We start from the raw sequence: 24,294 nt of genomic DNA, 5'->3' as shown, positions 1-24,294 counted from the left end.
ATGTTGCGACGTGAATCTCACCCTGTGTATTTCCCGGTTATCCTTCTGTCACGCCATCACACTCACATGTGCCGCTACAATGCGCCAGCCTTGTTCGGTTCTGATCCAGGTCTGCATCTGACGGCCAATCTTCTCTGTTCCTGCCCGGCGGAACTCCGTACTGGCGACGGCCATATCCTGACCATAGGTGGTGATTACCGTATTCTGTAATTGTCGGTCCAGCCCTGTTGATGGACGTGTGGCGCGAAAATCGCGAATCTGTTCAATACCGTATAGATTCTCGGATGCGCCATAACGTACAGTGCGAGCATCGTGCCAGAACAGTTCATCCAGCACCTCAACATCATTGCCGGTGAGGGCCTTTTCGTAGCGATAAAAGGCAGTGGTGACGTCCATCAGTACGTCGGGGAGATTGATGTCATTCAACTTCATGCTGATATTCCGTGTTTATGATGATTTAAACGCTGGGGGTAACACTCGTGCAATACCTTGTTGTTCCAACCGCCATGCCGCCCGTAGCACTATATCTTCCCGCCAGGGTGCGGCAATTAGCTGTACGCCGATGGGCAGACCGTAAGTGGTCGCCAGCGGTACGGTGACGACGGGCAGACCGAGAAAGGATATCGGTTGTGTGAGCATGCCCATGCTGGCGCGGATGGGTAGATCCTCGCCGTTGATATGCATGGTTTCCTGACCGATGCGTGTCGCCGGGCAGGGTGTGGCCGGGGCAATCAGTACATCGGTATGCTCAAACAACGGCAGCACCTGCTGGCGGAAGTGATCGCGAAAACGCTGCGCTTGCACATACCAGACCGCCGGAAGCATTGCGCCGGCCAGCAGTCGTTCCCGTGACAGCGGTTCGAACAGGTCTGGCGTGGCGCGTAGCGCCGGAAGGTACTGATTACCCCCCTCACTGGCGGAGAGGATAAACGCGGCGGTACGTGCCAGAGCGGCTTGCGCCAGCGTCACCTCATCTGCCGCATTGAGCGCATGCGCCACCTGCTGTACTGCGGTTTTAGCGTGATCGTCACACCAGTCGGCAAAATAACCGCCCAGCACCTTGCAACGCAGCGGTTGGTCTGCGGACAGCTGTTCGTAGGTGCTTAGTGATGATTGTGATGCCTGAAAACGATCCGCGGCATCAGTACCTTGCAGTACGTCAAACACTTGAGCCAGGTCTTCGGTACTGCGCGCCAGCGGACCGATGTGGTCCAGACTGGCGACAAACGGTTGTGTACCGCTGCGGGAGAGCCGGCCGAACGTGGGTTTGAGCCCAAAGATACCACACAGTGACGCCGGGACGCGGATGGAGCCATTGGTGTCGCTGCCGAGGGAAAAATTGACCAGCCCGGCTGCCACTGCTGCTGCCGAGCCGCCGGATGATCCCCCCGCGATGCGCGTCACATCATGCGGATTGTGGGTTGCACCGTAGTGGCTGTTTTCGGTGGTAAAACCGTAGGCGTAGGCATCCATATTGAGCAAGCCGGAAAGCAGCGCGCCCTGTCCGGCAAGTTGGCGCACGGCAAACGCATCTTGTGTGGCGGGCGGGCGTCGGCTGAACAATTTGGCACCCGCCAGTGTGGTTTCACCCGCGATATCAAACAGGTTTTTCACTGCATAGGGCACGCCAGCCAACGGCGGCAATGGATCCCCCTGACGCCGTTGCTGGTCGAGACGATCTGCTTCGTCCAGTATGCGTTGGTAGGTAATGTGAGTGTAGGCATTAAGCGTTGGATTATCGTATTCAATGTTCGCCAGTGTCTGTCGGGCAATTTCCTGAGCCGACAGCTCACCGCGGGCCAGCAGTTCACGCAACTGGCGAATGGATAACTGACCGGGATGATTCATGGTTGATACACTCCGGCAACTTCCTGCCGGCCATCAAGGGGATAGTCCATCAGCGGCTGTGCCATCGCCGCAATACGGCTGAACTGGCGTTGTAATTCCTGGCGACGGGCGTCATCCAACGTTAACATCAGCAGTGTTTCCATCTGTTGCAGATAAGTACAAAGTACTGCGTTATCAATATGTTGAGTGCTCATGATTCGGTTGGCCTCCTGAGGATGATGCGATTAAAAGCCAGCGGCACTGCCGTTGCTCCGGGGATCAAATGCGCCTTCCAGCATGCCGTTAACGTGACGCACAATGGCGCCAGCGTGACCAACGGTTTCACTGAAACCGGGAAGTAGTTCCACGTCATGCCCCAGTGTGCGCAGTGCGTCCACTGTCGCGGGAGTAAAGCGGTCTTCCAGCTTGAGGGTATCGGTGGATTGACCCCAGGTGCGGCCGAGCAGCCAGCGCGGGGCGGTAATTGCCTGTTGCAGCGGTAAACCCTGCACGATATGGCGGATAAACAGCGCGGCCTGTGTTTGTGGCTGACCGTCGCCACCCATTGAACCGTAAACCATCGTACGGCCGTCTGACAGACGAGCGGCGGCGGGATTCAGGGTATGGAATGGTTGCTTGCCCGGTTCCAGCGCCAGCAGATGATTGGGATCAAGACTGAAAGACGCACCGCGGTTCTGCCATAACACGCCCGTTCCCGGCAGCACTACGCCACTGCCAAATTCGTGATAAATGCTCTGGATAAAAGACACCGCCAGCCCGTTACGATCACAGACGCCCATCCATACCGTGTCGCCAGGACCTTTTCCTTCACCCCACGGTGCAGCGGCACGGGTATTGACTCGCTGGCTCAGCGTATTGAGATGGTGGCTTTCCAGCAGGCTTTGAATATCCTGAGTGATGTAGCGTGGATCGGTAATAAAACGGTCACGCAGACCGAATGCCAGCTTGGTGGCTTCCACAATACGGTGCACGGTCTGGCTGTCACTTTGATCTGCTATTGCCAGACGGTCAGTAATACCGAGGATCGCCAGGGAAACCAGCCCTTGCGTCGGGGGCGCGAGGTTGAAAATTTCTCCCCGGCTGTGTGCCAACCGTAATGGTGTGGTACGACGGGCGCGATAGCCGGCCAGATCATCAGCGGTAATGGGCATGCCCAGTTGTGCCATTTGCTGCGCCATACGGTGCGCCAGAGCACCACGGTAAAAACTGTCCAGCCCGTCTTCGGCCAGTTGAGTCAGGGTGTGGGCCAGATCGGACTGAATAAAGCGGCTACCGGTGCGAGGGATCGTTCCCTCGGGTAGAAACATCTGACAAAACGCCGGGAAATCGTTGAGTTCATGATAACGACTGGTCAATGCGTCTTCCTGCGACTGGGTGACAGGAATTCCCTCACTGGCATAACGAATAGCATCGGCCAGCAAGTGTGACAACGGCAACGGTTTGCCGCCCATTTCAGCTGAACAGGCCAATGCTTCCTGCCAACCGCCAATCGTCCCCGCCACAGTCAGCGCTGCTTTCGGGCCTCGGTGAGGAATATGCGTTTCACCGGCATACAGCGCCCGGTTAGCCAGTGAACCAGCGCTTCCGCTGGCATCAATGGCGATAGGCTCGCCTTCTGGCGGCACAATCAGCCAGAAGCCGTCGCCACCCAGACTGTTCATATGCGGATATACCACCGCGATAGCCGCAGCGGCGGCCACCATTGCTTCAATGGCGTTACCACCTTCCCGCAGAATGGTTTGCGCGGTGGTGCTCGCCAGGTGATGTGGTGTTACCGCCATCCCCGATGGGGCAATATTACTTTGCATCATTTTTTCTAATCTCACGGAGCGTTGTGGTTGTAGGGTGTTCGGGGTAAAGCAAAACCCGTTCCATCTTTTTCCACTTGCCGTATAAGCGACGCTTTATGGTATGGTGCAACAAGATGATACGGCTGAAACGAAAGTTACAGAGGCAAGCATGAAGCAGATTGATGAGCGGTTGCGCAGTCAGTACAGTGAACTCTCCCCGCAGGAACAACGGGTAGCCGCGTTTATTTTTGATCATTTCGATGACCTTATTAGCTATAACAGCGCGGAGCTGGCGCGGTTGAGCGGTGTTTCGAAAGCGACCGTCAGCCGGTTATTCCGCCGTCTGGGGTATCCCAGCTACCGGGAGATGCGCGATGAACTGCGGACTTTGCGCCAAAGCGGTATGCCGTTAACGGATAACCGTGATGCGGTACAGGGCAATACATTGCTGGCACGCCATTACAAGCAAGAGATGGCGAACCTGACGCAATGGGTGAACCAGATTGATCCAGTGTCGTTTGGCACCGTGATTGCCGCATTACAGCAGGCACAGCGCGTTTGTATTATCGGGTTGCGTAACAGCTATCCGGTGGCGCTGCATCTACGCCAGCAACTGTTACAAATCCGCCCGCAGGTGCTGTTACTTACCCAACCGGGACAAACGCTCTCTGAAGAGTTGGTGGACCTGAATGCGCAGGATGTGGTGATTGTTGTCGCGTTTCGGCGGCGTCCACGCTTGATTCAGCCATTACTCAAGCAGTTGCAGGATAACCGGGTGCCGGTATTACTGTTGTGCGAACCCCAGGCCCATACGTTGCAGCCCTTTGCCAACTGGACGTTGTGTGCACCGTTGGACAGTGTGTCAGCCTTTGACAGCTATGCCTCCGCCATGAGTCTGGCGAATTTGATCAGCAATGCATTACTGCACGACATGTTGCGTGATGGTCGCCAGCATATTCACCAGATCGCGGATCTTTACCAGCGACTGGACGAACTGGAACAGCGATAAGATCACCGCAATGATGGGTCATTTTGGTGCAGTTGTTTTATTGTGGTGCAATTATTTCCCCGTTTTGTGCTCCGTTACTGTGCGTGCCTTAGCCAGTTTATCTCCAGCTGGTATCAGCGATATCGCCTGAAGATAGGTTATGTCAGATGGTTGATACACTGAATCTTCACATATGCCCATGTCCGTTAAAACATGATGTTATAGCAATTTCTGCTATTATTTCATGGTCATTCCACGTTTTGGCGGAGCACACTGCCGCTATGCGCTTTCTCTCTGTTTTATATCTGGCACACATATTGCTTTTCATTGTAACGATAGTTTCAGTAATTTATTTTTGAGAATCTTTTGTTTCATACTACCGTAACCAGGGGCAAACGCGATGAGCATCAAAAAACGTTTTTTAGCAATAGTAGGCGCAGCACTGTTGATGGCCCAGGCAGGCAGCGTAATGGCTGACCAGTTAAAGGATATCGAACAACATGGCGTACTGCGTGTAGCAATACCGCAGGATTTCCCGCCGTTTGGCTCTGTGGGAACCGATCTGCAACCACAAGGCTACGATATTGATGTTGCCCGTTATCTGGCCAAAGAAATGAAACTAAAGTTGCAATTGGTGCCGGTAAGCAGTGCTAATCGTATCCCGTATCTGCAAACCAATAAGGTAGATCTGGTGATCTCCAGTCTGGGTAAAAATGCCGAACGGGAAAAAGTCATCGATTTTAGCCGGGCTTATGCGCCGTTCTTCCTGGGTGTCTTCGGCCCGAAAACCGGCGATGTCAGTTCACCGGCCACTTTGCAGGGCAAAAGTATCGGTGTTACCCGTGGCGCAGTGGAAGACATGGTATTGAGTAATATCGCGCCCAAGACGGCGACGATAAAACGTTACGAAGACAATAACACTACATTGTCGGCCTATCTGTCCGGGCAGGTGGAATACGTGGCAACCGGTAATCTGGTTATCGCCGCCATTGCCGAGAAAAACCCCACTAAGGCACCGGTAGCGAAATTCATGCTGAAAGACTCGCCTTGCTTTATCGGTATGAGAAAAGAGGAACCGGCGTTGAAAGCCAAAGTGAACAGCTTGATTGAGAAAGCGATAAAAGATCACACCCTGAACAGCCTGTCAGAAAAGTGGATGAAGGCACCGCTACCAGCCAATCTGGGCGCGTAAGGAGGAGCCATGACCTATCAGCTTAATTTTGCTGCGCTGTGGCCATACTGGCCGGAATTGCTGGCTGGACTGTGGGTCACGATTGAGCTGACGGCCATGGCAACCGTAGGTGGGATCGCCATCGGTATCTGTGGTGCGGCGTTACGCAGTGGCAAGCCCAATATTGCCAGCCGTCTGTGGGGTGTTTACGTCGAAGTGATCCGTAATACGCCGTTTGTGGTGCAACTGTTTTTTATCGTGTTTGGACTGCCGGGATTGGGGCTTAAGCTCAATGCCGGACAGGCCGCGCTGTTGGCGATGTTAATCAATCTGGGTGCTTACAGTACGGAAATTATCCGCGCAGGTATCCAGGTCACACCGAAAGGTCAGTGGGAAGCGGCGCGGGTATTGGGTCTGAGCCGTACCCAGACCTTTCTGCGGGTGATTCTGCCGCCCGCTCTGCAACGTATTTATCCGGCGCTGGTCAGTCAGTGCATCATCGTTATGCTGGGTTCATCGGTGGTGTCCCAGGTGTCTTATGAAGAGCTGACCTTCGCCGCCAGTTTGATTCAGTCTCGAACCTTTCTCAGTTTTGAAGTGTATTCGGTGACCACGCTTATCTATTTGGCGCTGTCAATACTGATGCGTCAGTTGCTGTTGCTGGTCGGGAGACGTTTTTTGAGGAGTCCGGCCTGATGGCGACATTTACTGACTGGGACATCGTGCGCAATCTGTTGTTGGCCGCACGCTGGACATTACTGTTATCGCTGACCGCTTTTTTGGGTGGTGTGCTGGTGACACTCCCACTGTTGTTGTTGCGTTTGACTAAACGTGTATGGCCGTTGCGTCTGATTCGACTGTATACCGAGCTGTTCCAGGGAACACCGTTGCTGATGCAACTGTTTCTGGCTTTTTTCGGTCTGGGATTGTTTGGCATTAACGTCAGCCCGTGGGTGGCCGCGGCACTGGCGCTGACGCTGTTCACCAGCGCGTTTCTGGTGGATATCTGGTATGCCAGCGTGCAGGCGCTGCCGAAAGGGCAGTGGGAAGCTTCTCGCTGCCTGGGGCTGACCTTTTGGCAGACGCTGAGCCGGGTCGTGGCACCACAGGCGATGCGTATCGCCATTGCGCCGACAGTTGGCTTTTCGGTACAGGTCATCAAAGGAACCGCGTTGGCATCCATCATCGGTTTTGTCGAATTGACCAAAGCCGGAACCATGCTGAATAACGTGACTTATCAACCGTTTGAAGTATTTGGTCTGGTAGCGTTGGGATACTTCCTGATGTGTTACCCCTTGTCTTATTACAGCCATTATCTGGAGAGGAAATTCAATGCCGCTCATCACCATTAATCAGGTTCATAAATATTATGGTCAGAACCACGTGTTGAAAGGTGTGGATCTGGATATTGACATAGGGGAGGTCGTTTTCATCATTGGCCGCAGCGGTTCCGGGAAAAGTACGTTACTGCGTTGCATCAACGGGTTGGAAGGCTATCAGGAAGGCAGTATCAAGCTGGGTGGAATGACCATCACGGATCGGGAGTCCCAGGCGCGGGACATCAGCCGTTCGGTTGGCATGATCTTCCAGAATTTTAATCTGTTCCCACATATGAGCGCGTTGGAAAATGTCATGCTGGCGCCGCGTCTGGTATTGGGTAAAAACGCGGCGGAATGCCGTGAGCTGGGCGCACAGATGTTGAATAAAGTTGGTCTGGGCGACCGGATGGATTATTACCCCGGCAACCTCTCCGGCGGTCAGCAGCAGCGGGTGGCGATTGCCCGGGCGTTGGCAATGAATCCGAAAGTGTTGTTGTGCGATGAGATTACCTCGGCGCTGGACCCGGAACTGGTAGGGGAAGTGCTGAAAGTGCTGGAGCAACTGGCTGCCGAAGGCATGACGCTGATTCTGGTCACGCATGAAATGAACTTTGCCCGTGAAATAGGCGACCGGGTGGTGTTTATGCATCAGGGCACAGTATGGGAACAGGGTAAGGGACATGAATTGTTTGCCCGCCCACAAACCGCTGAGCTTAAGCAGTTTATCGCTTCCGTTCGGGGACTGAAGGAGGCCTAGGTGAGGATACTATCGTCATCCCCGAAAGGCGAGGAACTACCCGCAAGTTGAGTACCGTGTTGGGGATAGATACCAGCCTCACGCAGGAGTGACGGAGATAGGTCATCCGACATGGCTGTTTCAATGAATTAAACGACATCAGGAGTTAATCACAATGAGTAATGACCTGTTTGCGCAGATCAATCCGCCACACCGTTTGTTGATGGGACCGGGGCCAATCAATGCCGATCCGCGTGTGCTGCGGGCGATGGCCAGTCAGTTGGTGGGGCAGTACGATCCGGCGATGACGGAATACATGAATCAGGTCATGGTGCTGTATCGCCAACTGTTCCGTACCGAAAACCGTTGGACCATGCTGGTGGACGGGACTTCTCGTTCGGGGATTGAAGCGGCTCTGATTTCAGCCATCCGACCGGGTGACCGGGTGCTGGTACCGGTCTTTGGCCGATTTGGTCATCTGCTGTGTGAGATTGCTCGTCGTTGCCGCGCCGAGGTGCATACCATTGAGGCGGCGTGGGGTGAAGTGTTTACGCCGGATCAGATTGAAGATGCGATTAAACGGGTGAAACCACGCCTGCTGCTGACGGTTCAGGGTGATACCTCCACGACGATGCTGCAACCGCTGATGGAATTAGGGGCGATTTGCCGTCGCCACGATGTTCTGTTCTATACCGATGCCACGGCGTCGTTCGGCGGTAACCCGCTGGAAACCGACGCCTGGGGATTGGATGCTGTTTCCGCCGGATTGCAGAAGTGTCTGGGCGGACCATCCGGCAGTGCGCCGGTCACCCTTAGTTCGCGGATGGAAGCCGTGATCCGTCAGCGTAAATGCGTCGAACAGGGGATCCGTACCGCATCGCATCAGGACGGTGACGATGAGATGATCTATTCCAACTATTTTGACCTCGGCATGATCATGGATTATTGGGGGCCGGAACGTCTCAATCACCATACCGAAGCCACCAGCATGCTGTTCGCGGCCCGTGAATGCGCCCGCGTTATTCTGGAAGAGGGCTTGCAGGCGTGTATCGATCGCCATGAATTACATGGTAATGCGCTGCTGGCGGGTATTCAGGGCATGGGGTTGGCACCTTATGGCGATATTCGCCACAAAATGAGTAATGTACTCGGCGTGGTGATCCCCGCTGGCATTCATGGTGAGCAGGTGCGCAAGCTGCTGCTAGAGGATTTTGCCATTGAGATCGGCACGTCATTTGGGCCGTTACAGGGTAAGATTTGGCGCATCGGTACTATGGGTTACAACGCCCGCAAGGATTGTGTGATGCAGACGTTGACCGCGCTGGAAGCGGTATTGAACCGGCTGGGTTTCAGCACGGTTCAGGGCGCGGCGTTGCAGGCCGCCTGGGATGTCTACACCGGCCACGAGGGCCGCGCATGAGTGCGGTGCTGATGACAGTTACCGACGCTCAGGTTGCCGCGCAGCAGGTGATGTCCCGCTGTGATGCGTTGGCGGAAATCAGCGAAACCGCCGGGCAACTGACCCGTGTCTACCTGTCGCCGGAGCATCTGCGCGCTAATCAGCAAGTGGGTGAGTGGATGCGTGATGCAGGTATGCGGGTCTGGCAGGACAGCGTAGGCAATATCTGCGGCCGTTATGAAGGCGTCGTGCCCGATGCCCCAGCATTGTTGCTGGGATCACATCTGGATACGGTGCGCAATGCTGGACGCTACGACGGTATGCTCGGTGTGCTGACGGCCATTGAAACCGTGCGCTATTTGTACCAACGTGAGATCCGGTTGCCGGTGGCGCTGGAAATTGTCGGGTTTGGTGATGAAGAAGGTACGCGTTTCGGTATCACACTGCTCGGCAGTCGGGGGTTGACCGGAACCTGGCCGGATGGCTGGCTGTCGCGTCCGGACGCGGAAGGTATTACGGTGGCGCAGGCACTACAGTCATCAGGGCTGGATGCTGACGCTATCGCGCAGGCAGCGCGTCCGGCGAGAGACATCATTGCCTATCTGGAGTTGCATATCGAACAAGGCCCATGTCTGGAACAGGCCGGGCTGGCATTGGGCGTTGTGACCGCGATTAATGGTGCCCGACGGTTAAACTGTACGTTTATCGGACAAGCGGGGCATGCGGGAACGGTGCCGATGTCGCAGCGTCAGGACGCTCTGGCCGCCGCCGCCGTCTGGATGGCGCAGGCTGAGCAGATCACCAAAGCCAGTGATCCTTATCTGGTGGCGACCTTTGGTACGCTGCAATGTCTACCGGGAGCGGCCAATGTGATCCCTGGTGAAGTGCGGCTGACACTGGATATTCGTGGCCCGGAAGATAACGCGCTGGATGCGCTGTTACAGCGGTTGCTGATACTGGCCCATGATATCGCCCATCTGCGCGGCTGCGATTTTACCTCAGACGAGTATTACCGCATCGCGGCCACGGGCTGTGACGCACAATTACAACAGCGTCTATCTGCGGCGGTGGAGCAAGTGCAGGGTACGACTCTGCTGTTGCCGAGTGGCGCCGGGCATGATGCCATTGCGATTGCCGAACGTTGGCCGGTGGGGATGCTGTTTGTGCGCTGTCGGGGTGGGATCAGCCATCATCCGGATGAGTCCGTTATGATGGGGGATGTGGCGCTGGCGTTACAGGCGTTGCTGCAAACGGTACTCAGTTATCGATAAATGAATATTAGGGTTGATGCGATCTGGAGTGTTTACAAACTGAACTTGTCGGCATCGCGCCAGGCTGGGAAGGCTTCGCGGTAGCTTTGAAGTGCTTCCAGCGACAGCTCGGCGTCAATACGGGCGGGCTGATTTTCCGGTGCGGAAGCCAGTATATTGCCTAATGCATCGATAACCAGACTATCGCCCTGATAATTGTGACCATTTTCATCGCTACCGACGCGATTACAACCGGCAATATAAGCCTGATTCTCAATTGCACGCGCGGCCAGCAACGTTTTCCAATGAGATGCGCGTGGCGCTGGCCAGTTGGCCACATACAGCGCCAGATCATAATCCTGATGGTTGCGCGACCAGACCGGAAAGCGCAGGTCATAGCAAATCAGCGGCATGATGCGCCAGCCGCGCCATTCAATAATTTCCCGATCCCGACCGGCATGATAATGCTGATCTTCGTTCGCCATACGGAACAGGTGGCGTTTATCGTACTGATAGACCTTGCCATTCGGGTCAGCCAGCAAAAAACGGTTCACCGCACCCTTTATCGTATTCACCGCCACACTACCGCCGATCATGGCGTTATTGTGTTGTGCCCACTGTAGTAGCCAGCTTTCTACCGCTGTCTGCTCCAGACTGCTTTGCGCCGCTTCCATCGCGAAACCGGTGGTAAACATCTCCGGGAGAATGATCAGGTCGCGCCCGGTGATCTCTCCTAGCAGCGTGTCAAAATGGTGAAGGTTGGCGGCACCGTCCATCCAGGCCAGGGGCTGTTGTAATAGTGTGATTTTTAAAGTTGACATAAGCGCTCCGCGGCAATATCCAATGTCATTTCCTGTTTAGCAAAGCATAGCCTAATCAACGTGTGAGGGAACGATTTGGCACAGAATACCGACAGAGGAATGGCGGCTACGCCAACATGCTCGGTTAGCCAACGGCAGAAGCTGACATCGTCCTGATAGGAAATAGCGCGATAGTCTGCCAGCAGGAAATAGGTGCCTTCACAAGGCAAAATTTCAAAACGACTGGCCGCAAGCGCGTTGATGAAATGGTCGCGGCGGTCACGGTAAAAATCCGGCAGATTGCGCCAGTGCTGTGGTTGTTGTTGCAGCATGTCGGCAATCGCCAACTGTGCCGGCGTATTGACGGAGAATGTCAGGTACTGGTGAACCTTGCGCACTTCGGCGCTCAGAGCCGCAGGCGCGACGCAATAACCGATTTTCCAGCCTGTCATGTGAAAGGTTTTACCGAATGAGGATACCGCAATTGCCCGCTGACGTAGTTGCGGATGTGCCAGCACGCTGGCGTGTCCTTCGCGGGCAAAACAGATGTGCTCATAGACTTCATCACTCAATACATAGATTTCCCGCACGGCAATGGCCTGCCATAGTTGTTGGAAATCATCCCGCTGCCACACGGTGGCGGAGGGATTATGCGGCGTATTGAGGATGACCATTCGGGTATGATCACTTAACAACTGTGCAAACTGCGTCCAGTCCACCTTGAACGTGGGGGGCTGCAAAGCCAGACGTTTTAGCACGCCGCCAGCCAGTGTTACGGCTGGCGCATAACTGTCGTAGCTGGGATCAAAGCAAATCACTTCATCACCCGGACGTACCAGCGCACTAATAGCCGCAAACAGCGCTTCTGTCGCGCCTGCCGTCACCGTGACTTCGTGGTCGGCATCCGGCTGCCAGCCATACAATGCGGCGGTTTTTTCCGCAATGGCCTGGCGTAATGGGGCAACACCGGTCATTGGCGCGTACTGATTGGCTCCCTGACTGACATGGTGGGCCAGACGCTGTTTCAGATAATCCGGACCATCAAAATCCGGGAATCCCTGTGACAGGTTAATCGCCTGATGTTGCTGCGCCAGGGCGCTCATCTGGGTAAAAATCGTCGTGCCAAGGGAGGGTAGTTTACTTTCGGGAATTAATGCGGCGCTCATGGCTGAAAAGGACTCCTGCAAACCGGATGCTTGTCACTCAAGTTTGTTATCGTCGTCACTATAGCACGATGCCGGCATTTGGCAATCAAGACGTTTGGACGTTTAAATGGCTAAATTTCATGGTCAACCAAGCCTTAACCAAAGACGCTAAACAGACCAGGGATCTGCGGATAAGGCATTGGCAAACCCAGCGAGACAAGATCCGTTATGAGCGTTAATCAGCAGCTTATTGAATGAGTGGCAGCTTGTCACTGGATCGGACAGAAAGGCGAATGCAGTCAGTCTGATCCGGCGAGACTGGCGCGGGCGCGCCAGAGCGAGTCGTCATCTATTTCTTGCCTTTATCCAGCATGGCTTTCAGATCGGCGAACGGGTTATGGGTAGCGACGCCAATGTCTTTCTGAGGATCATCACCAGCAATAACCGTTGAACCATACAGGTGCGCATCAGTATATTTGGAGTGTTCATTATCGTGGCAATACAGACAGAGTAACTCCCAGTTACTGCCATCTTCCGGGTTATTGCTGTGATCGTGATCGATATGGTGCACGGTTAATTCACGCAGATTGGAGTAAACAAACTCACGTGAGCAGCGCCCGCATACCCACGGGAACAGCTTCAGCGCTTTTTCACGGTAGCCGCTTTCCAGCTTTGTATAATTCTTGGGGATATAGGCCATAAGAGTATCGTCATAAAAAACCAGAATAGCGCTATCTTAGCGCTTTTTCTGTGGATGAAAAATGGAAATACCATTCGTCGCAGGTGAAGCAAGGGAAAGAGGGATTGCTCCCTCACTGGCGACGGTGGTAAACGCATCAGAATACAACGGTTATTCTGATCATGTGCCGATTCAGGCCATTTCTGCTCTGGACGGATCATGCAGGGTTGATGCCGGTTTCTGGCTGGCCAGCGCGTCCGGAGCAAAATCATCGACGTTGATGGAACGCAGACGGCTGACTTCCGCACGGTTGAGAATCTCGGCTTCTTCCTCTGATAGTGTACCTTCAATCAGCCCTTGTTCTGCCAGCTTATCCAGCCGCATAAAGGGCAGACTATGGCCTGCTGCCTGGGACAGGCGCTGATGAATTGGTTCTGCAGCCAGAATATCCTGCAATGCTGATTCCAGCAGCCCGGCTGGATTATGCTCGCTGGGCGTCAGGTACTGGCCCCGTCCCAGACGGGAGCGTGTTGCTGACGGTGTTTGCAGGATTTTGGCCAACTGATGATCCAGACGATCTAACGGTGCCGGGCAGGTATGGCCGAGCGGGAAAATGAACACCCGCAACACACTCGCCACCAGGCGATTTGGAAAGTTACGCAGCAGCTCGTTCATGGCGTGTTCCGCCTGATAAAGGCAATCCTGTACCCCCCAGTGTACCAGTGGAAGGTCAGCGGGCTGGCGCCCCTCTTCGTCATAGCGTTTCAGTGTGGCCGAAGCCAGATAAAGCTGGCTGAGAATATCGCCCAATCGTGCTGATATGCGTTCGCGACGTTTCAGACTACCACCCAATACGGCCATGGAAACGTCCGCCAGCAGCGCCATATTGGCACTGAGCCGGTTCAGTTTCTGGTAGTAGCGGCGAGTGACATCGTTGACGGGGGCGCGACTGGAGCGTCCATCGGTCAGGCCCAGCCACAGACTGCGGATTTTATTGCTGCCCACATGACCGAGATGACCAAACAGCGCCCGATCGAAGTTCTTCAGGTCGTTATCCTGTGCCGCCGTCATCTCTTGCAACACAAAAGGATGGCAGCGGATGGCGCCTTGACCAAAGATGATCATACTGCGGGTCAGGATGTTGGCGCCCTCTACCGTAATGGCAATCGGTGACCCCTGATAATGGCGGGCCACAAAGTTGGATGGACCCAGACAGATGCCTTTACCACCAGTGATGTCCATCGCGTCTATCACTGAACGCTGAGCACGGTGGGTACAATGATATTTCACAATCGCGGATAACACGGCGGGTTTGGCACCCTGCATAATGCCGCTGGTGATCAACGTGGCGGCGGCATCTAACATATAGGCATTACCGGCGATGCGCGCCAGCGGCTCTTCAATTCCTTCCATCTTACCGATTGGCACTTTGAACTGGCGTCGGATATGGGCATAAGCCCCTACCGCCAGTGCAACGGTCTTTAGAGTACCGGTCGCGTTGGAAGGCAATGTGATACCGCGCCCGACAGACAGACACTCCATTAACATACGCCAGCCTTGACCCGCCATCGGTGGCCCGCCGATGATGTAATCCAGCGGTACAAAAACATTGTCACCCTGGGTCGGGCCATTCTGGAACGGAATGTTCATCGGAAAATGGCGACGGCCAATATTTACTCCTGGCGTGTTGGTGGGAATCAGGGCACAGGTAATCCCTACGTCATCCACATCCCCCAGCAAATGATCCGGGTCGTACAGTTTAAACGCCAGACCCAATACCGAGGCTACTGGTGCCAACGTGATATAGCGCTTGTTCCAGGTTAGACGCATGCCCAGAATCTGTTCGCCTTGCCATTGGCCATAACAGACCACGCCGACATCCGGGATAGCACTGGCGTCGGAACCCGCTTCCGGGCTGGTAAGAGCAAAACAGGGGATCTCCTCGCCACGTGCCAGACGGGGTAGGTAATAATCCTGCTGCTTATCGGTACCGTAATGCTGTAGTAGTTCTCCTGGACCCAGTGAGTTAGGTACTCCGACAATGATAGCCAGAATACCGGAAATGCCGGACAGCTTTTGCAGCACCTGGGCTTGTGCATAAGCGGAAAATTCCAGCCCGCCATACTTTTTTTTGATGATCATGGCGAAGAAACGGTGCTGTTTTAGATATGCCCACAATTCTGGCGGTAGATCGGCCCGTTCATGAGTAATTTCAAAGTCATTGGCCATACGGCAAGCTTCTTCTACCGGGCCATTCAGGAATGCCTGTTCTTCCGGTGTGAGCTCAGGACGTGGGTAAGCATGCAGTTTTTTCCAGTCAGGTGAACCTTGAAACAGATCGCCTTCCCACCAGGTTGTCCCGGCATTAATGGCTTCTTTTTCGGTTTTCGACATGGGGGGCATGATCTGTTTAAACCAGCGCAGCGCGGGAGCTGAAAACAGTTTTCGGCGCAGTGGGGGCAGCGTGAACGGTAACATCAGAATAACTACTGGGATCAGCAACCAGACAGACCATATATTCAGCGCTGCCATGCCGGCAAAATAGGCTAATATCAGTGTGCAGCCCAGCCATAGTGCTAACCGGTGGTAAAACAGCACGCTGACAAGAATAAGTAGAAGTAGAATACTGACGGCGATCATAGTGGCGTCTCCAGATGGTGTCGTTGATCAGAAGATCAAGAGGTCTGACCTGCCCTAGTCTCTCTTTGGTTTTAGTTTATTTTGTTATTTTTATCAATCTGTTTACACCGCAATTACAATGTGACTCACAAACAACTTACCGGCATTCCACACCTGATGTGGAATGCCAGCAATTGGCAATTGTCTGCTTCTCGCTGTTTAGGGGATCCGCTACACTGCTTGACGGACGATCATGATGTCACTGAATGAGAGGATTCCATGTATCAGGACTTAATCCGTAATGAGCTGAAAGAAGCAGCGGAAACGCTGGATACGTTTTTGAATGATGACGCCAACATCCAGGCGATTCAAAATGCGGCTGTCTTATTGGCTGATGCTTTTAAAGCCGGTGGGAAGGTATTTTCCTGTGGGAATGGGGGATCGCATTGCGATGCCATGCATTTTGCGGAAGAGCTGACGGGACGCTATCGTGAAAACCGTCCGGGCTACCCGGCCATTGCCATTTCTGATCCCAGTCATCTTTCCTGTGTAAGTAATGATTTTGGTTATGACTTTGTATTTTCTCGTTATATCGAATCATTAGGTCGTGAAGGCGATGTTTTGCTGGGGATCTCCACTTCCGGTAACTCCGGCAATATTATCAAGGCAATCAGTGCCGCCCGTGCCAAACGTATGAAAGTTATTACCCTGACGGGGAAAGATGGCGGCAAAATGGCCGGTACTGCCGATGTGGAAATTCGTGTACCGCATTTTAGCTATGCAGATCGCATTCAGGAAATCCATATCAAGGCTATCCATATTCTGATTCAACTTATCGAAAAGGAAATGCTTGGGAACTGATTGCTGGTTATTGCGTGGATGAGGTAAGGAATTAAACATGTGTGAGTTGCTTGGGATGAGCGCCAATGTTCCAACTGATATCTGTTTCAGCTTCACCGGTCTGATACAGCGGGGTGGTAGGACGGGACCGCACCGTGATGGATGGGGAATTACGTTCTATGAAGGGAACGGTTGTCGCACCTTTAAGGACCCTTTGCCCAGCTTTACTTCACCCATCGCACAACTGGTGCAGAACTATCCCATCAAATCCTGTGCGGTGGTTTCCCATATTCGGCAAGCCAACCGAGGTAATGTGGCGCTGGAAAATACCCATCCGTTTACTCGTGAGCTGTGGGGGCGGAACTGGACTTTCGCCCACAATGGGCAGTTGAAGGGGTACCGTAGTCTAAAAGCTGGCCAATTTCGTCCGATAGGGCAAACGGACAGTGAATATGCCTTTTGCTGGTTGTTGCATCAATTGTCGCAGCGTTATCCGCGAACCCCCGGTAACTGGTCGGCGGTATTTCGCTATATTGCCAGTCTGGCGGGGCAACTACGGGAAAAGGGTGTATTCAATATGCTGTTGTCGGACGGGCATTTTGTGATGGGATACTGTTCCACTCGTCTGTACTGGATTACCCGCCGAGCGCCTTTTGGTAAAGCGACATTGCTGGATGACGATGTGGAAATTGACTTCCAGCAGCAAACGTCACCCAATGATGTCGTTACCGTATTGGCGACCCAGCCACTTACCGGTAACGAAACCTGGCATCAAATCATGCCAGGTGAGTTTGTCTTATTTCGTTTTGGTGAACGCATAATTTGACACTGGCTGGCTGGCTTGAATCGGTTGGTTAATGACATAGTGTCCGTTGAATACCGTGACAGCCGGCGGTTGGTGATGCTGAGTGAAATAGGCGTAACCCGGCTGCAATTGACGCCAAAAACTGATGTAAGCCGAGTCGCGATGACGTCGCATGTTCTGTTCCGTCATCCGAAATGGATAAATGTTCAAATCGACTTTTTCCTGACCATTACGCAATGCCTGTTCGACATAAGTGTAAATCTCATCGATATATTTGTTGGTCATGGCATAACAGCCAATGGAAACACACTCACCGTGGATCATCAGATAACGGCCGGAATACCCTTGTGCACGATCGTATTCGTTAGGGAAACCGACATTAATGGCACGATAATAATGGCTGTCAGGGTTTAACTGATGCAAATCTATTTGATAAAAACCTTCCGGGCTTTTTAAGTCACCTTCGATCCGTTTCGGACCAAGTCCCCCAGAATATTTACAAATTGGGTAGCTTTGTATCAAGTGATATTCATTACCCTCTTTAGCGTAAAGTTCTAACACCCTTTCTTCTTTAAATATCTGGATATAAACCGGGGAGCCTAGCAACGGTTGTTTTAATTCTTTTGTTACCGGTATGGTTTCACTGGCTGTGCTGGTGACGGCAATAGATGGCAAAAAAAGCAATATCGCAAATGACAGCGCGATCTTTAACATTGTAAATCCTGATTATTGTAGCGGTATTACATACGATACCTATTAATGGTTTCGTATTCCCTTGTCTATAGCGCAATCACATTATCATTGCTTTCATTTTATTCAAGAGGGAAATAGTGATAAAAAAAGGCCGCTAATTTAGAAATAGACAAGAAGGGATTTATTCCTTGTCGAAGCAAATCTGCTGGTATGATGTCGAGAATAATTTTATAGCACTGTGCAGCGCAAGAAACAAGATAGTGAAGGAGTACGGTAAAAGTGCGAATAACGCTCAAAAACTGGCTGGGATTAGCAACCATTGTCTGGATATTAACCGGGTGTGGCGGCCTTCAGCAGGAAAATCTGGAAGGCAAAACGATGGGGACATCTTACTCCGTCAAATATATCAGCAAGGATGATCAGCCATCGCCTGAAACTATTAAGGCTGAAATTGATAGTCGTCTGAAGACAGTTAATAACCAGATGTCAACTTACCTTCCCCAGTCCGAACTCAGTCGTTTTAATCATAGCCGGGCCGTTAACCAGCCTTTTCCAGTGTCTCCTGCCACGGCAGAGGTAGTACGGGAAGCAATTCGGATAAATCATCAGATCGGCGGCGGACTGGATATTACCGTGGGGCCGTTGGTCAATCTGTGGGGATTCGGGCCGGAAGGCCGACCGGATACGGTGCCGAGTGAGGCCGAATTAGAGCAACGGCGCGCCCTGGTCGGGCTGGATAAGCTGGGTGTTGATGGTAATGCGTTAATCAAGCATATTCCAGGGCTGTATGTTGACCTGTCCTCCATTGCCAAAGGATATGGTGTAGATGTGGTGGCTGAATACCTGCAATCACTGAATATTGATAATTATATGGTAGAGATCGGCGGTGAAGTCCGCACCAAGGGTAGTAACGGCGAGAATAAGCCTTGGCATATTGCGATTGAAAAACCTCACTATGGATCCGGACAAAGTGTGCAGGAAATTATCGAACCGGGAGAGATGGCAGTTGCTACCTCGGGTGATTATCGAAATTACTTCGAAGCTAATGGTGTTCGTTATTCCCATACTATTGATCCTAATACCGGGCGGCCTATCACTCACCGGCTGGTCTCTATTACGGTATTGGCCAATCGTTGTATGACGGCTGACGGATTGGCTACCGGTTTGGATGTCTTTGGCCCGGACCTCGGTTTGGAAGTTGCCAATCGGTTGAATATCCCGGTGTTTATGATTGTGAAAACGGACACCGGTTTTGAAGAGCGTTATTCGGAAGCATTCAAGCCTTATATGAAGAAGTAATCGCGCGTGGGAAGCGGTGCGGGTTAAGCGGTTGTCCGCTTGCTAACACTACAATGATACTGTATTTTTATACAGCATCATTGTAGAGGCCTGTATGCGCAAAATCATTCATGTGGATATGGATTGCTTTTATGCCGCGATAGAAATGCGCGATAACCCGCGCTTACGCGACATTCCCCTGGCGATTGGTGGCCGTGCCGATCGGCGCGGTGTCATCTGTACCGCCAACTATCCGGCCCGCCGCTATGGTGTTCACAGCGCGATGGCGACAGCTACCGCATTACGACTTTGTCCGCATCTGGTGTTGTTGCCTGGCCGGATGGAGGTGTACAAATCCACCTCCCGGCATATTCGGCAGATTTTTTCCCGCTATACCTCATTGATCGAACCTTTGTCTCTGGATGAAGCCTACCTGGATGTGACCGATAGCCCATACTGCAATGGATCTGCCACCCTGATGGCGCAGGAGATCCGACAGATAATTTATGACGAATTACAACTCACGGCATCGGCAGGTGTGGCACCGATTAAATTTTTGGCGAAAGTCGCCTCGGAGCAGAATAAACCCAATGGACAGTTCGTGATCATTCCAGATCGGGTAGAGGCATTTCTACTGGCACTGCCGTTGGAGAAAATTCCCGGTGTAGGGAAAGTGACCGCCAGACGGCTTGAAGAGCGGGGGTTACATACCTGTGCGGATGTGCGTCGTTATGTCTTGCCTGAGCTACTGAGGGCGTTTGGCAAGTTTGGCCACATACTATGGGAACGGTGCCACGGTATTGATGAACGCCAGGTTTCCCCCGATCGTTTACGTAAATCTGTTGGGGTAGAAAAAACGCTGGCGGAAGATATTTATGACTGGGGTGATTGTGAAACGCTGATTGAAACACTCTATCAGGAGCTGGAGGGGCGTTTAAGTCGGGTAAAACCGGATCTGCATATCGCTCGGCAAGGTGTGAAGCTTAAATTTAATGATTTCTGTCAGACCACCCAGGAACATGTATGGCCGGTATTGAATAAACAGGATCTGGTAAAACTGGCACGACAAACGTGGGAACAACGGCGGGAAGCACGTGGGGTTCGGTTGGTGGGATTACACGTGACGTTGATGGATCCTCAACTCGAACGACAATTGGTATTTGACTGGGAATAAGCGGGTAAACGGCGATGGAAACAGGCTCAAATCAATGTCTGGACATTCGACGCTGCGGTTGGCGCTTCCGAAGTGTCGACGGTACGTTCAGGCAATGTTGCCTGAACGTACTAAAACATCATGGGTTACTGTTTGTCAGGAATGGCTTTCAGCAGCTCGGTCAGCAATGTCCAATACTGGCCTACGCTGGCAATGTGTACTTGTTCATCCGGTGAGTGGGGCCCGGTAATCGTCGGCCCGATGGAAACCATATCCATATTCGGATACGGCTTTTTGAACAAGCCACACTCCAGACCAGCATGGATTACCATGATGTTTGGCAATCGGTTGAATTGTTTCTGGTAGGTTTCGCGTACCAGATGCATAACCGGTGAATGGGCATCAGGTTTCCAACCGGGGTAACTGCCTTTGGCTACAGTTTGAGCACCAGCCAACTGGCCCAGTGATGTCATCATGTCCACCACGTAATCTTTACCGCTATCTACCAGCGAGCGAATCAGACAACGCATTTCTGCATGTGTGTCGGTCATGCCTACCACGCCCACGTTCAATGAGGTTTCAACCACACCCTTGATTTCGTCACTCATGCGAATGACGCCATTAGGCATTACGTTCAACAATGCGATGAAACGGTCACGACTGTCAGCCGTTAATGCCAACGATGTGTTTTCAACGGGTTCCAGCAGGATGGTGAGATTTTTTTCTACCGCTGATAGCTCATTTTTCAGTACGACCAGATAATGCTGTACTGCTATTTTCAAGGCTTCTGCATTGGCTGCCGACACGGCCAGCGCGGCGAAACCTTCGCGGGGTATCGCATTGCGCAGGGTGCCGCCATTCAGGTCGATAAGTCGCAGATCCAGCGCACTGGCCTGCGCAGACAGAAAGCGGGCCAGCAGCTTGTTGGCGTTGCCTAATCCGTGATGGATATCACAGCCGGAATGGCCGCCTTTCAGCCCTTTAATCGTCAGTTTCAGGGTTTGATAGCCAGTCGGAACGGCTTCTCGCTGGAGCGGCAAGCGGGTGAGAAAATCAATACCGCCGGCGCAACCCATATAGATTTCGCCCTCTTCCTCTGAGTCGGTATTAATCAGAATTTCACCCTGTAACCAGTTCGGTTGCAGACCAAAAGCGCCGTCCATACCGGCTTCTTCCGTCATGGTCAGCAAAACTTCCAGCGGCCCGTGTGCCACATTACTGTCCGTCAGCACTGTCAATGTCGAGGCCAAACCGATGCCATTATCGGCACCGAGTGTGGTACCACGGGCTTTAACCCACTCACCATCAACATATGGCTGGATAGGATCGGTGGCAAAGTCATGCACGGTGTCACTGTTCTTCTGCGGCACCATATCCAGATGTGCCTGCAGAACGACCGGTTTACGTTTTTCCATCCCGGCAGTAGCCGCCTTTCGCAGCAGAATATTCCCGACTTGATCTCGTTCGGTATGAATTCCGCGTTCCTGTGCCCACGATATAATATGTGCGGCGAGCGCCTCTTCATGATAGGAAGGGTGTGGAATAGAACAAATCTTGGCAAAAATGTCCCACAGCGGCTGTGGGGAAAGCTGAGACAATTCAGACACTATTTAACGTCTCCTTTTCAGCAGGCTGCTCTTCGCGGTTGGTGCGAGAGGCGCTACAGGATAAAAGTGATGGTTTGTTGCCCGAACAATCAGGCTCAATGAGATAGAGTATCACTTTCCCGCTGCAAGGGAGAGTGCTTGTATTTGAGGAGAAGATTCTGGCGGGGATAAGGAAATGAGGAAATAGGGATAAATACTGGTTTTTATACGGTAGGATATTTATAATCTCGCGCAACCTTTTTCCCCCCTCAGACTCGAATTGAGCCAATTAACCGTTGGCCGGGATATATTTTATGAGCGAAAAGTACGTCGTAACCTGGGATATGCTACAAATCCATGCCCGTAAACTGGCGCAGCGTTTACTGCCAGCCGAACAATGGAAAGGCATTATTGCCGTTAGCCGTGGTGGTTTGGTACCGGGATCCTTGCTGGCCCGTGAAATGAGCATTCGCTACGTTGATACTGTTTGCATCTCTAGCTATGACCATGATAGCCAGCGTGAAATGAAAGTGCTGAAACGTGTAGAGGGTGATGGTGAAGGTTTTATCATTGTCGATGACCTGGTGGACACCGGCGGTACGGCGCAAGCCATTCGTGATATGTACCCCAAAGCATACTTCGTGACCATTTTTGCCAAACCTGCCGGTAAACCGCTGGTTGACGACTATATCGTTGATATTCCGCAAGATACCTGGATTGAGCAGCCATGGGATATGGGCGTGGTCTTTATTCCGCCTTTATCTGGCAACTGAGCCTCCTGCGTTGTTGATAAAAACGCCCGGTAATGCCGGGCGTTGTCGTCTGTTTTTGTTTTATTGATATCACCGTTTGTCTTCTCCCTTCGGTGTTGGTTACACTCTCTGATGCGTCTGTATGCGCTAATGTTGCTTACACTCATGGAGGCTGTTGTGGTTCAAGCCAACCTGTCTGAAACGTTGTTCAAGCCCTCTTTTAAACATCAGGAAACGTCCACGCTGATTCGGCGCACTCACCATATTGATACGGATACGATGCCGGATACGCAGTCCACGCTGGAAGGACGAAATAACCATAGCTGGTATCGCACGATTAATCGCCTGATGTGGATTTGGCGTGGTGTTCATCCGTGGGAGATAGAAGAAGTCCTGTCGCGTATTTCTGCCAGTCAGGCAGTACGGAGCAATGAGCTTTTGTTGGATACCGTGGTGGGATACCGCAGTGGTAACTGGATTTATGAGTGGACAGCACAGGGAATGCATTGGCAGCAGCGGGCAGTAGAGCGCGCGTCGGGGAAGGATGCGGGGAAGTGCTGGCTTAACGCCGCCAACCTTTACAGTATTGCTGCCTATCCATACCTGAAAGGGGATGATTTGGCGGAGCAGGCCCAGACGCTGGCTAATCGGGCGTATGAAGAGGCAGCGAACCATCTTTCCTACGAATTGAAAACGCTGAACTTTCCGGTGGCTGGTGGTGGGACATTAACCACTTTTTTGCATCTGCCTGCACGGGGTAAGGCACCGTTTCCGACCATATTATTATGTGGCAGCCTGGATATGTTGCAGAATGATTATCATCGCCTGTTTCAGGATTATCTGGCACCGGCAGGGATGGCGATGTTGACGGTTGACATGCCATCGGTAGGGTTTTCATCCCGCTGGAAGCTGAGTCAAGACTCGAGCTTTTTACATCAACAGGTATTGAGCGCGCTGCCGGATGTTCCCTGGATAGATCACACCCGTGTCGGGGCATTTGGCTTTCGTTTCGGCGCCAATGTCGCGGTGCGGCTGGCTTATCTGGAAGCAAATCGGTTGCGGGGAGTTGCCTGTCTGGGGCCGGTGGTACACCATTTATTGTCCGATACCGAACGCCAGAGCCAGGTGCCGGATATGTTTATGGACGTGCTGGCCAGTCGCCTGGGTATGCCGTTCTCTGCTGATATGGCCTTGAAAACTGAATTGGGGCGCTATTCTCTCAAGACGCAAGGATTGCTGGGACACCGCTGTTCGACACCGATGTTGGCTGGTTACTGGAAAGGTGATCTGATTTGCCCAAAAGAAGAAGCGAGTCTGATTGTGAATTCATCACAGCAGGGAAAGCTTATGTCGCTGGATTTTTCACCGGTTTACCAGAATTTTCATCTGGCGTTACAGCAAATCAGTCATTGGTTGCAGAATAAATTAGATTAATATTTTGAT

The 24,294-nt window shown here is 52.6% G+C and carries 23 protein-coding genes; 13 read left to right on the top strand and 10 right to left on the bottom strand.

Annotated elements, in window-relative coordinates; all coding sequences use genetic code 11:
- Positions 1-48 precede the first annotated feature (48 nt).
- From hpxZ to PCO85_17925, 4 genes are read right to left on the bottom strand one after another with little or no spacing between them, the layout of a single operon-like run.
- Entirely contained in the window at positions 49-432 is a 384-nt protein-coding gene (gene hpxZ / locus PCO85_17940) for an oxalurate catabolism protein HpxZ (GenBank protein WJV53053.1), read from the bottom strand.
- Between the two features lie 15 nt (positions 433-447).
- Positions 448-1,848, bottom strand: a complete 1,401-nt coding sequence (locus PCO85_17935; GenBank protein ID WJV53052.1) for an AtzE family amidohydrolase — start codon at positions 1,846-1,848, stop codon at positions 448-450.
- Positions 1,845-2,042 carry an oxalurate catabolism protein HpxX gene (gene hpxX, locus PCO85_17930; protein ID WJV53051.1) on the bottom strand — a complete coding sequence of 66 codons (198 nt, stop codon included), beginning with the start codon at positions 2,040-2,042 and terminating at the stop codon, positions 1,845-1,847. Before hpxX ends, PCO85_17935 begins: the two co-directional genes overlap by 4 nt.
- 30 nt (positions 2,043-2,072) lie before the next feature.
- A complete protein-coding gene (locus PCO85_17925; protein ID WJV53050.1) occupies positions 2,073-3,659 on the bottom strand; it encodes a gamma-glutamyltransferase family protein in 1,587 nt (528 codons plus the stop codon).
- Between the two features lie 148 nt (positions 3,660-3,807).
- Between PCO85_17925 and PCO85_17920 the strand changes: the two genes are divergently transcribed.
- The 7 genes from PCO85_17920 to hpxK all read left to right on the top strand — a co-directional run bounded on the left by PCO85_17920 (position 3,808) and on the right by hpxK (position 10,522).
- Positions 3,808-4,647, top strand: coding sequence for a MurR/RpiR family transcriptional regulator (locus PCO85_17920; GenBank protein ID WJV53049.1), 840 nt, complete (start codon positions 3,808-3,810; stop codon positions 4,645-4,647).
- A gap of 379 nt (positions 4,648-5,026) precedes the next feature.
- The gene (locus tag PCO85_17915) at positions 5,027-5,818 is read left to right on the top strand and encodes a transporter substrate-binding domain-containing protein (protein WJV53048.1); all 792 of its coding nucleotides are present in this window, start codon (positions 5,027-5,029) and stop codon (positions 5,816-5,818) included.
- 9 nt (positions 5,819-5,827) lie between these two features.
- The gene (locus PCO85_17910; GenBank protein ID WJV53047.1) at positions 5,828-6,493 is read left to right on the top strand and encodes an amino acid ABC transporter permease; all 666 of its coding nucleotides are present in this window, start codon (positions 5,828-5,830) and stop codon (positions 6,491-6,493) included.
- Positions 6,493-7,149: an amino acid ABC transporter permease gene (locus tag PCO85_17905; protein WJV53046.1), complete on the top strand. Its 657-nt coding sequence runs from the start codon at positions 6,493-6,495 to the stop codon at positions 7,147-7,149. Before PCO85_17910 ends, PCO85_17905 begins: the two co-directional genes overlap by 1 nt.
- Complete coding sequence (locus tag PCO85_17900; protein WJV53045.1) at positions 7,130-7,873, top strand: amino acid ABC transporter ATP-binding protein; 744 nt, start codon at positions 7,130-7,132, stop codon at positions 7,871-7,873. Before PCO85_17905 ends, PCO85_17900 begins: the two co-directional genes overlap by 20 nt.
- Before the next feature lie 154 nt (positions 7,874-8,027).
- Positions 8,028-9,272, top strand: a complete 1,245-nt coding sequence (locus PCO85_17895) for an alanine--glyoxylate aminotransferase family protein (protein WJV53044.1) — start codon at positions 8,028-8,030, stop codon at positions 9,270-9,272.
- Positions 9,269-10,522 carry an allantoate amidohydrolase gene (gene hpxK / locus PCO85_17890; protein WJV53043.1) on the top strand — a complete coding sequence of 418 codons (1,254 nt, stop codon included), beginning with the start codon at positions 9,269-9,271 and terminating at the stop codon, positions 10,520-10,522. The genes PCO85_17895 and hpxK overlap by 4 nt, the downstream gene beginning before the upstream one ends.
- A 32-nt stretch (positions 10,523-10,554) precedes the next feature.
- On the opposite strand, the gene PCO85_17885 is transcribed toward hpxK, so the two are convergent.
- From PCO85_17885 to fadE, 4 genes are all read right to left on the bottom strand, one after another.
- Entirely contained in the window at positions 10,555-11,322 is a 768-nt protein-coding gene (locus PCO85_17885) for an amidohydrolase (GenBank protein ID WJV53042.1), read from the bottom strand.
- Positions 11,310-12,467, bottom strand: a complete 1,158-nt coding sequence (locus PCO85_17880) for a pyridoxal phosphate-dependent aminotransferase (protein WJV53041.1) — start codon at positions 12,465-12,467, stop codon at positions 11,310-11,312. The genes PCO85_17885 and PCO85_17880 overlap by 13 nt, the downstream gene beginning before the upstream one ends.
- Before the next feature lie 328 nt (positions 12,468-12,795).
- Positions 12,796-13,146, bottom strand: coding sequence for an HNH nuclease YajD (gene yajD, locus PCO85_17875; GenBank protein WJV53040.1), 351 nt, complete (start codon positions 13,144-13,146; stop codon positions 12,796-12,798).
- Positions 13,147-13,317: 171 nt separating this feature from the next.
- Positions 13,318-15,765, bottom strand: coding sequence for an acyl-CoA dehydrogenase FadE (gene fadE, locus PCO85_17870; GenBank protein ID WJV53039.1), 2,448 nt, complete (start codon positions 15,763-15,765; stop codon positions 13,318-13,320).
- Positions 15,766-16,023: 258 nt separating this feature from the next.
- On the opposite strand from fadE, the gene lpcA reads away from it, so the two are divergent.
- Entirely contained in the window at positions 16,024-16,605 is a 582-nt protein-coding gene (gene lpcA, locus PCO85_17865; GenBank protein WJV53038.1) for a D-sedoheptulose 7-phosphate isomerase, read from the top strand.
- Positions 16,606-16,642: 37 nt separating this feature from the next.
- Positions 16,643-17,410 (top strand): class II glutamine amidotransferase, encoded by a 768-nt coding sequence (locus PCO85_17860; protein ID WJV53037.1) that lies wholly within the window; start codon positions 16,643-16,645, stop codon positions 17,408-17,410.
- Here the strand turns inward: PCO85_17860 and dpaA are convergent.
- The gene (gene dpaA, locus PCO85_17855) at positions 17,381-18,103 is read right to left on the bottom strand and encodes a peptidoglycan meso-diaminopimelic acid protein amidase (GenBank protein WJV53036.1); all 723 of its coding nucleotides are present in this window, start codon (positions 18,101-18,103) and stop codon (positions 17,381-17,383) included. The two genes, PCO85_17860 and dpaA, sit on opposite strands and share 30 nt — an antisense overlap.
- A gap of 258 nt (positions 18,104-18,361) precedes the next feature.
- On the opposite strand from dpaA, the gene PCO85_17850 reads away from it, so the two are divergent.
- Both PCO85_17850 and dinB read left to right on the top strand, forming a co-directional pair.
- Positions 18,362-19,381 (top strand): FAD:protein FMN transferase, encoded by a 1,020-nt coding sequence (locus PCO85_17850; protein WJV53035.1) that lies wholly within the window; start codon positions 18,362-18,364, stop codon positions 19,379-19,381.
- 94 nt (positions 19,382-19,475) lie between these two features.
- Complete coding sequence (gene dinB / locus PCO85_17845; protein ID WJV53034.1) at positions 19,476-20,534, top strand: DNA polymerase IV; 1,059 nt, start codon at positions 19,476-19,478, stop codon at positions 20,532-20,534.
- Positions 20,535-20,659: 125 nt separating this feature from the next.
- Here the strand turns inward: dinB and pepD are convergent, their stop codons facing one another.
- Complete coding sequence (pepD, locus tag PCO85_17840; GenBank protein ID WJV53033.1) at positions 20,660-22,120, bottom strand: beta-Ala-His dipeptidase; 1,461 nt, start codon at positions 22,118-22,120, stop codon at positions 20,660-20,662.
- Between the two features lie 293 nt (positions 22,121-22,413).
- Between pepD and gpt the strand changes: the two genes are divergently transcribed.
- Together gpt and frsA are read left to right on the top strand one after the other, a co-directional pair.
- The gene (gene gpt, locus PCO85_17835; protein ID WJV53032.1) at positions 22,414-22,872 is read left to right on the top strand and encodes a xanthine phosphoribosyltransferase; all 459 of its coding nucleotides are present in this window, start codon (positions 22,414-22,416) and stop codon (positions 22,870-22,872) included.
- A gap of 156 nt (positions 22,873-23,028) precedes the next feature.
- A complete protein-coding gene (frsA, locus tag PCO85_17830) occupies positions 23,029-24,285 on the top strand; it encodes an esterase FrsA (GenBank protein WJV53031.1) in 1,257 nt (418 codons plus the stop codon).
- Positions 24,286-24,294 lie beyond the last annotated feature (9 nt).

The sequence above is a fragment of the Prodigiosinella aquatilis genome (genome assembly GCA_030388725.1).
In the GTDB taxonomy this organism is placed as follows: Bacteria; Pseudomonadota; Gammaproteobacteria; order Enterobacterales; family Enterobacteriaceae; genus Prodigiosinella; species Prodigiosinella aquatilis.
Note: the sequence above shows the minus strand (reverse complement) of the source record. Positions and strands in the feature narration are given on the sequence as shown.

Bases quoted from the DNA above. Each gene is read 5' to 3' on its own strand.
- PCO85_17935 (WJV53052.1), bottom strand. From the start codon at position 1,848: ATGAATCATCCCGGTCAGTTATCCATTCGCCAGTTGCGTGAACTGCTG.
- PCO85_17900 (WJV53045.1), top strand. From the start codon at position 7,130: ATGCCGCTCATCACCATTAATCAGGTTCATAAATATTATGGTCAGAAC.
- lpcA (WJV53038.1), top strand. From the start codon at position 16,024: ATGTATCAGGACTTAATCCGTAATGAGCTGAAAGAAGCAGCGGAAACG.
- PCO85_17860 (WJV53037.1), top strand. From the start codon at position 16,643: ATGTGTGAGTTGCTTGGGATGAGCGCCAATGTTCCAACTGATATCTGT.
- yajD (WJV53040.1), bottom strand. From the start codon at position 13,146: ATGGCCTATATCCCCAAGAATTATACAAAGCTGGAAAGCGGCTACCGT.
- PCO85_17915 (WJV53048.1), top strand. From the start codon at position 5,027: ATGAGCATCAAAAAACGTTTTTTAGCAATAGTAGGCGCAGCACTGTTG.
- dpaA (WJV53036.1), bottom strand. From the start codon at position 18,103: ATGTTAAAGATCGCGCTGTCATTTGCGATATTGCTTTTTTTGCCATCT.
- PCO85_17895 (WJV53044.1), top strand. From the start codon at position 8,028: ATGAGTAATGACCTGTTTGCGCAGATCAATCCGCCACACCGTTTGTTG.
- PCO85_17920 (WJV53049.1), top strand. From the start codon at position 3,808: ATGAAGCAGATTGATGAGCGGTTGCGCAGTCAGTACAGTGAACTCTCC.
- hpxZ (WJV53053.1), bottom strand. From the start codon at position 432: ATGAAGTTGAATGACATCAATCTCCCCGACGTACTGATGGACGTCACC.
- hpxK (WJV53043.1), top strand. From the start codon at position 9,269: ATGAGTGCGGTGCTGATGACAGTTACCGACGCTCAGGTTGCCGCGCAG.
- PCO85_17910 (WJV53047.1), top strand. From the start codon at position 5,828: ATGACCTATCAGCTTAATTTTGCTGCGCTGTGGCCATACTGGCCGGAA.
- PCO85_17905 (WJV53046.1), top strand. From the start codon at position 6,493: ATGGCGACATTTACTGACTGGGACATCGTGCGCAATCTGTTGTTGGCC.
- PCO85_17925 (WJV53050.1), bottom strand. From the start codon at position 3,659: ATGATGCAAAGTAATATTGCCCCATCGGGGATGGCGGTAACACCACAT.
- fadE (WJV53039.1), bottom strand. From the start codon at position 15,765: ATGATCGCCGTCAGTATTCTACTTCTACTTATTCTTGTCAGCGTGCTG.
- PCO85_17885 (WJV53042.1), bottom strand. From the start codon at position 11,322: ATGTCAACTTTAAAAATCACACTATTACAACAGCCCCTGGCCTGGATG.
- dinB (WJV53034.1), top strand. From the start codon at position 19,476: ATGCGCAAAATCATTCATGTGGATATGGATTGCTTTTATGCCGCGATA.
- hpxX (WJV53051.1), bottom strand. From the start codon at position 2,042: ATGAGCACTCAACATATTGATAACGCAGTACTTTGTACTTATCTGCAA.
- PCO85_17880 (WJV53041.1), bottom strand. From the start codon at position 12,467: ATGAGCGCCGCATTAATTCCCGAAAGTAAACTACCCTCCCTTGGCACG.
- gpt (WJV53032.1), top strand. From the start codon at position 22,414: ATGAGCGAAAAGTACGTCGTAACCTGGGATATGCTACAAATCCATGCC.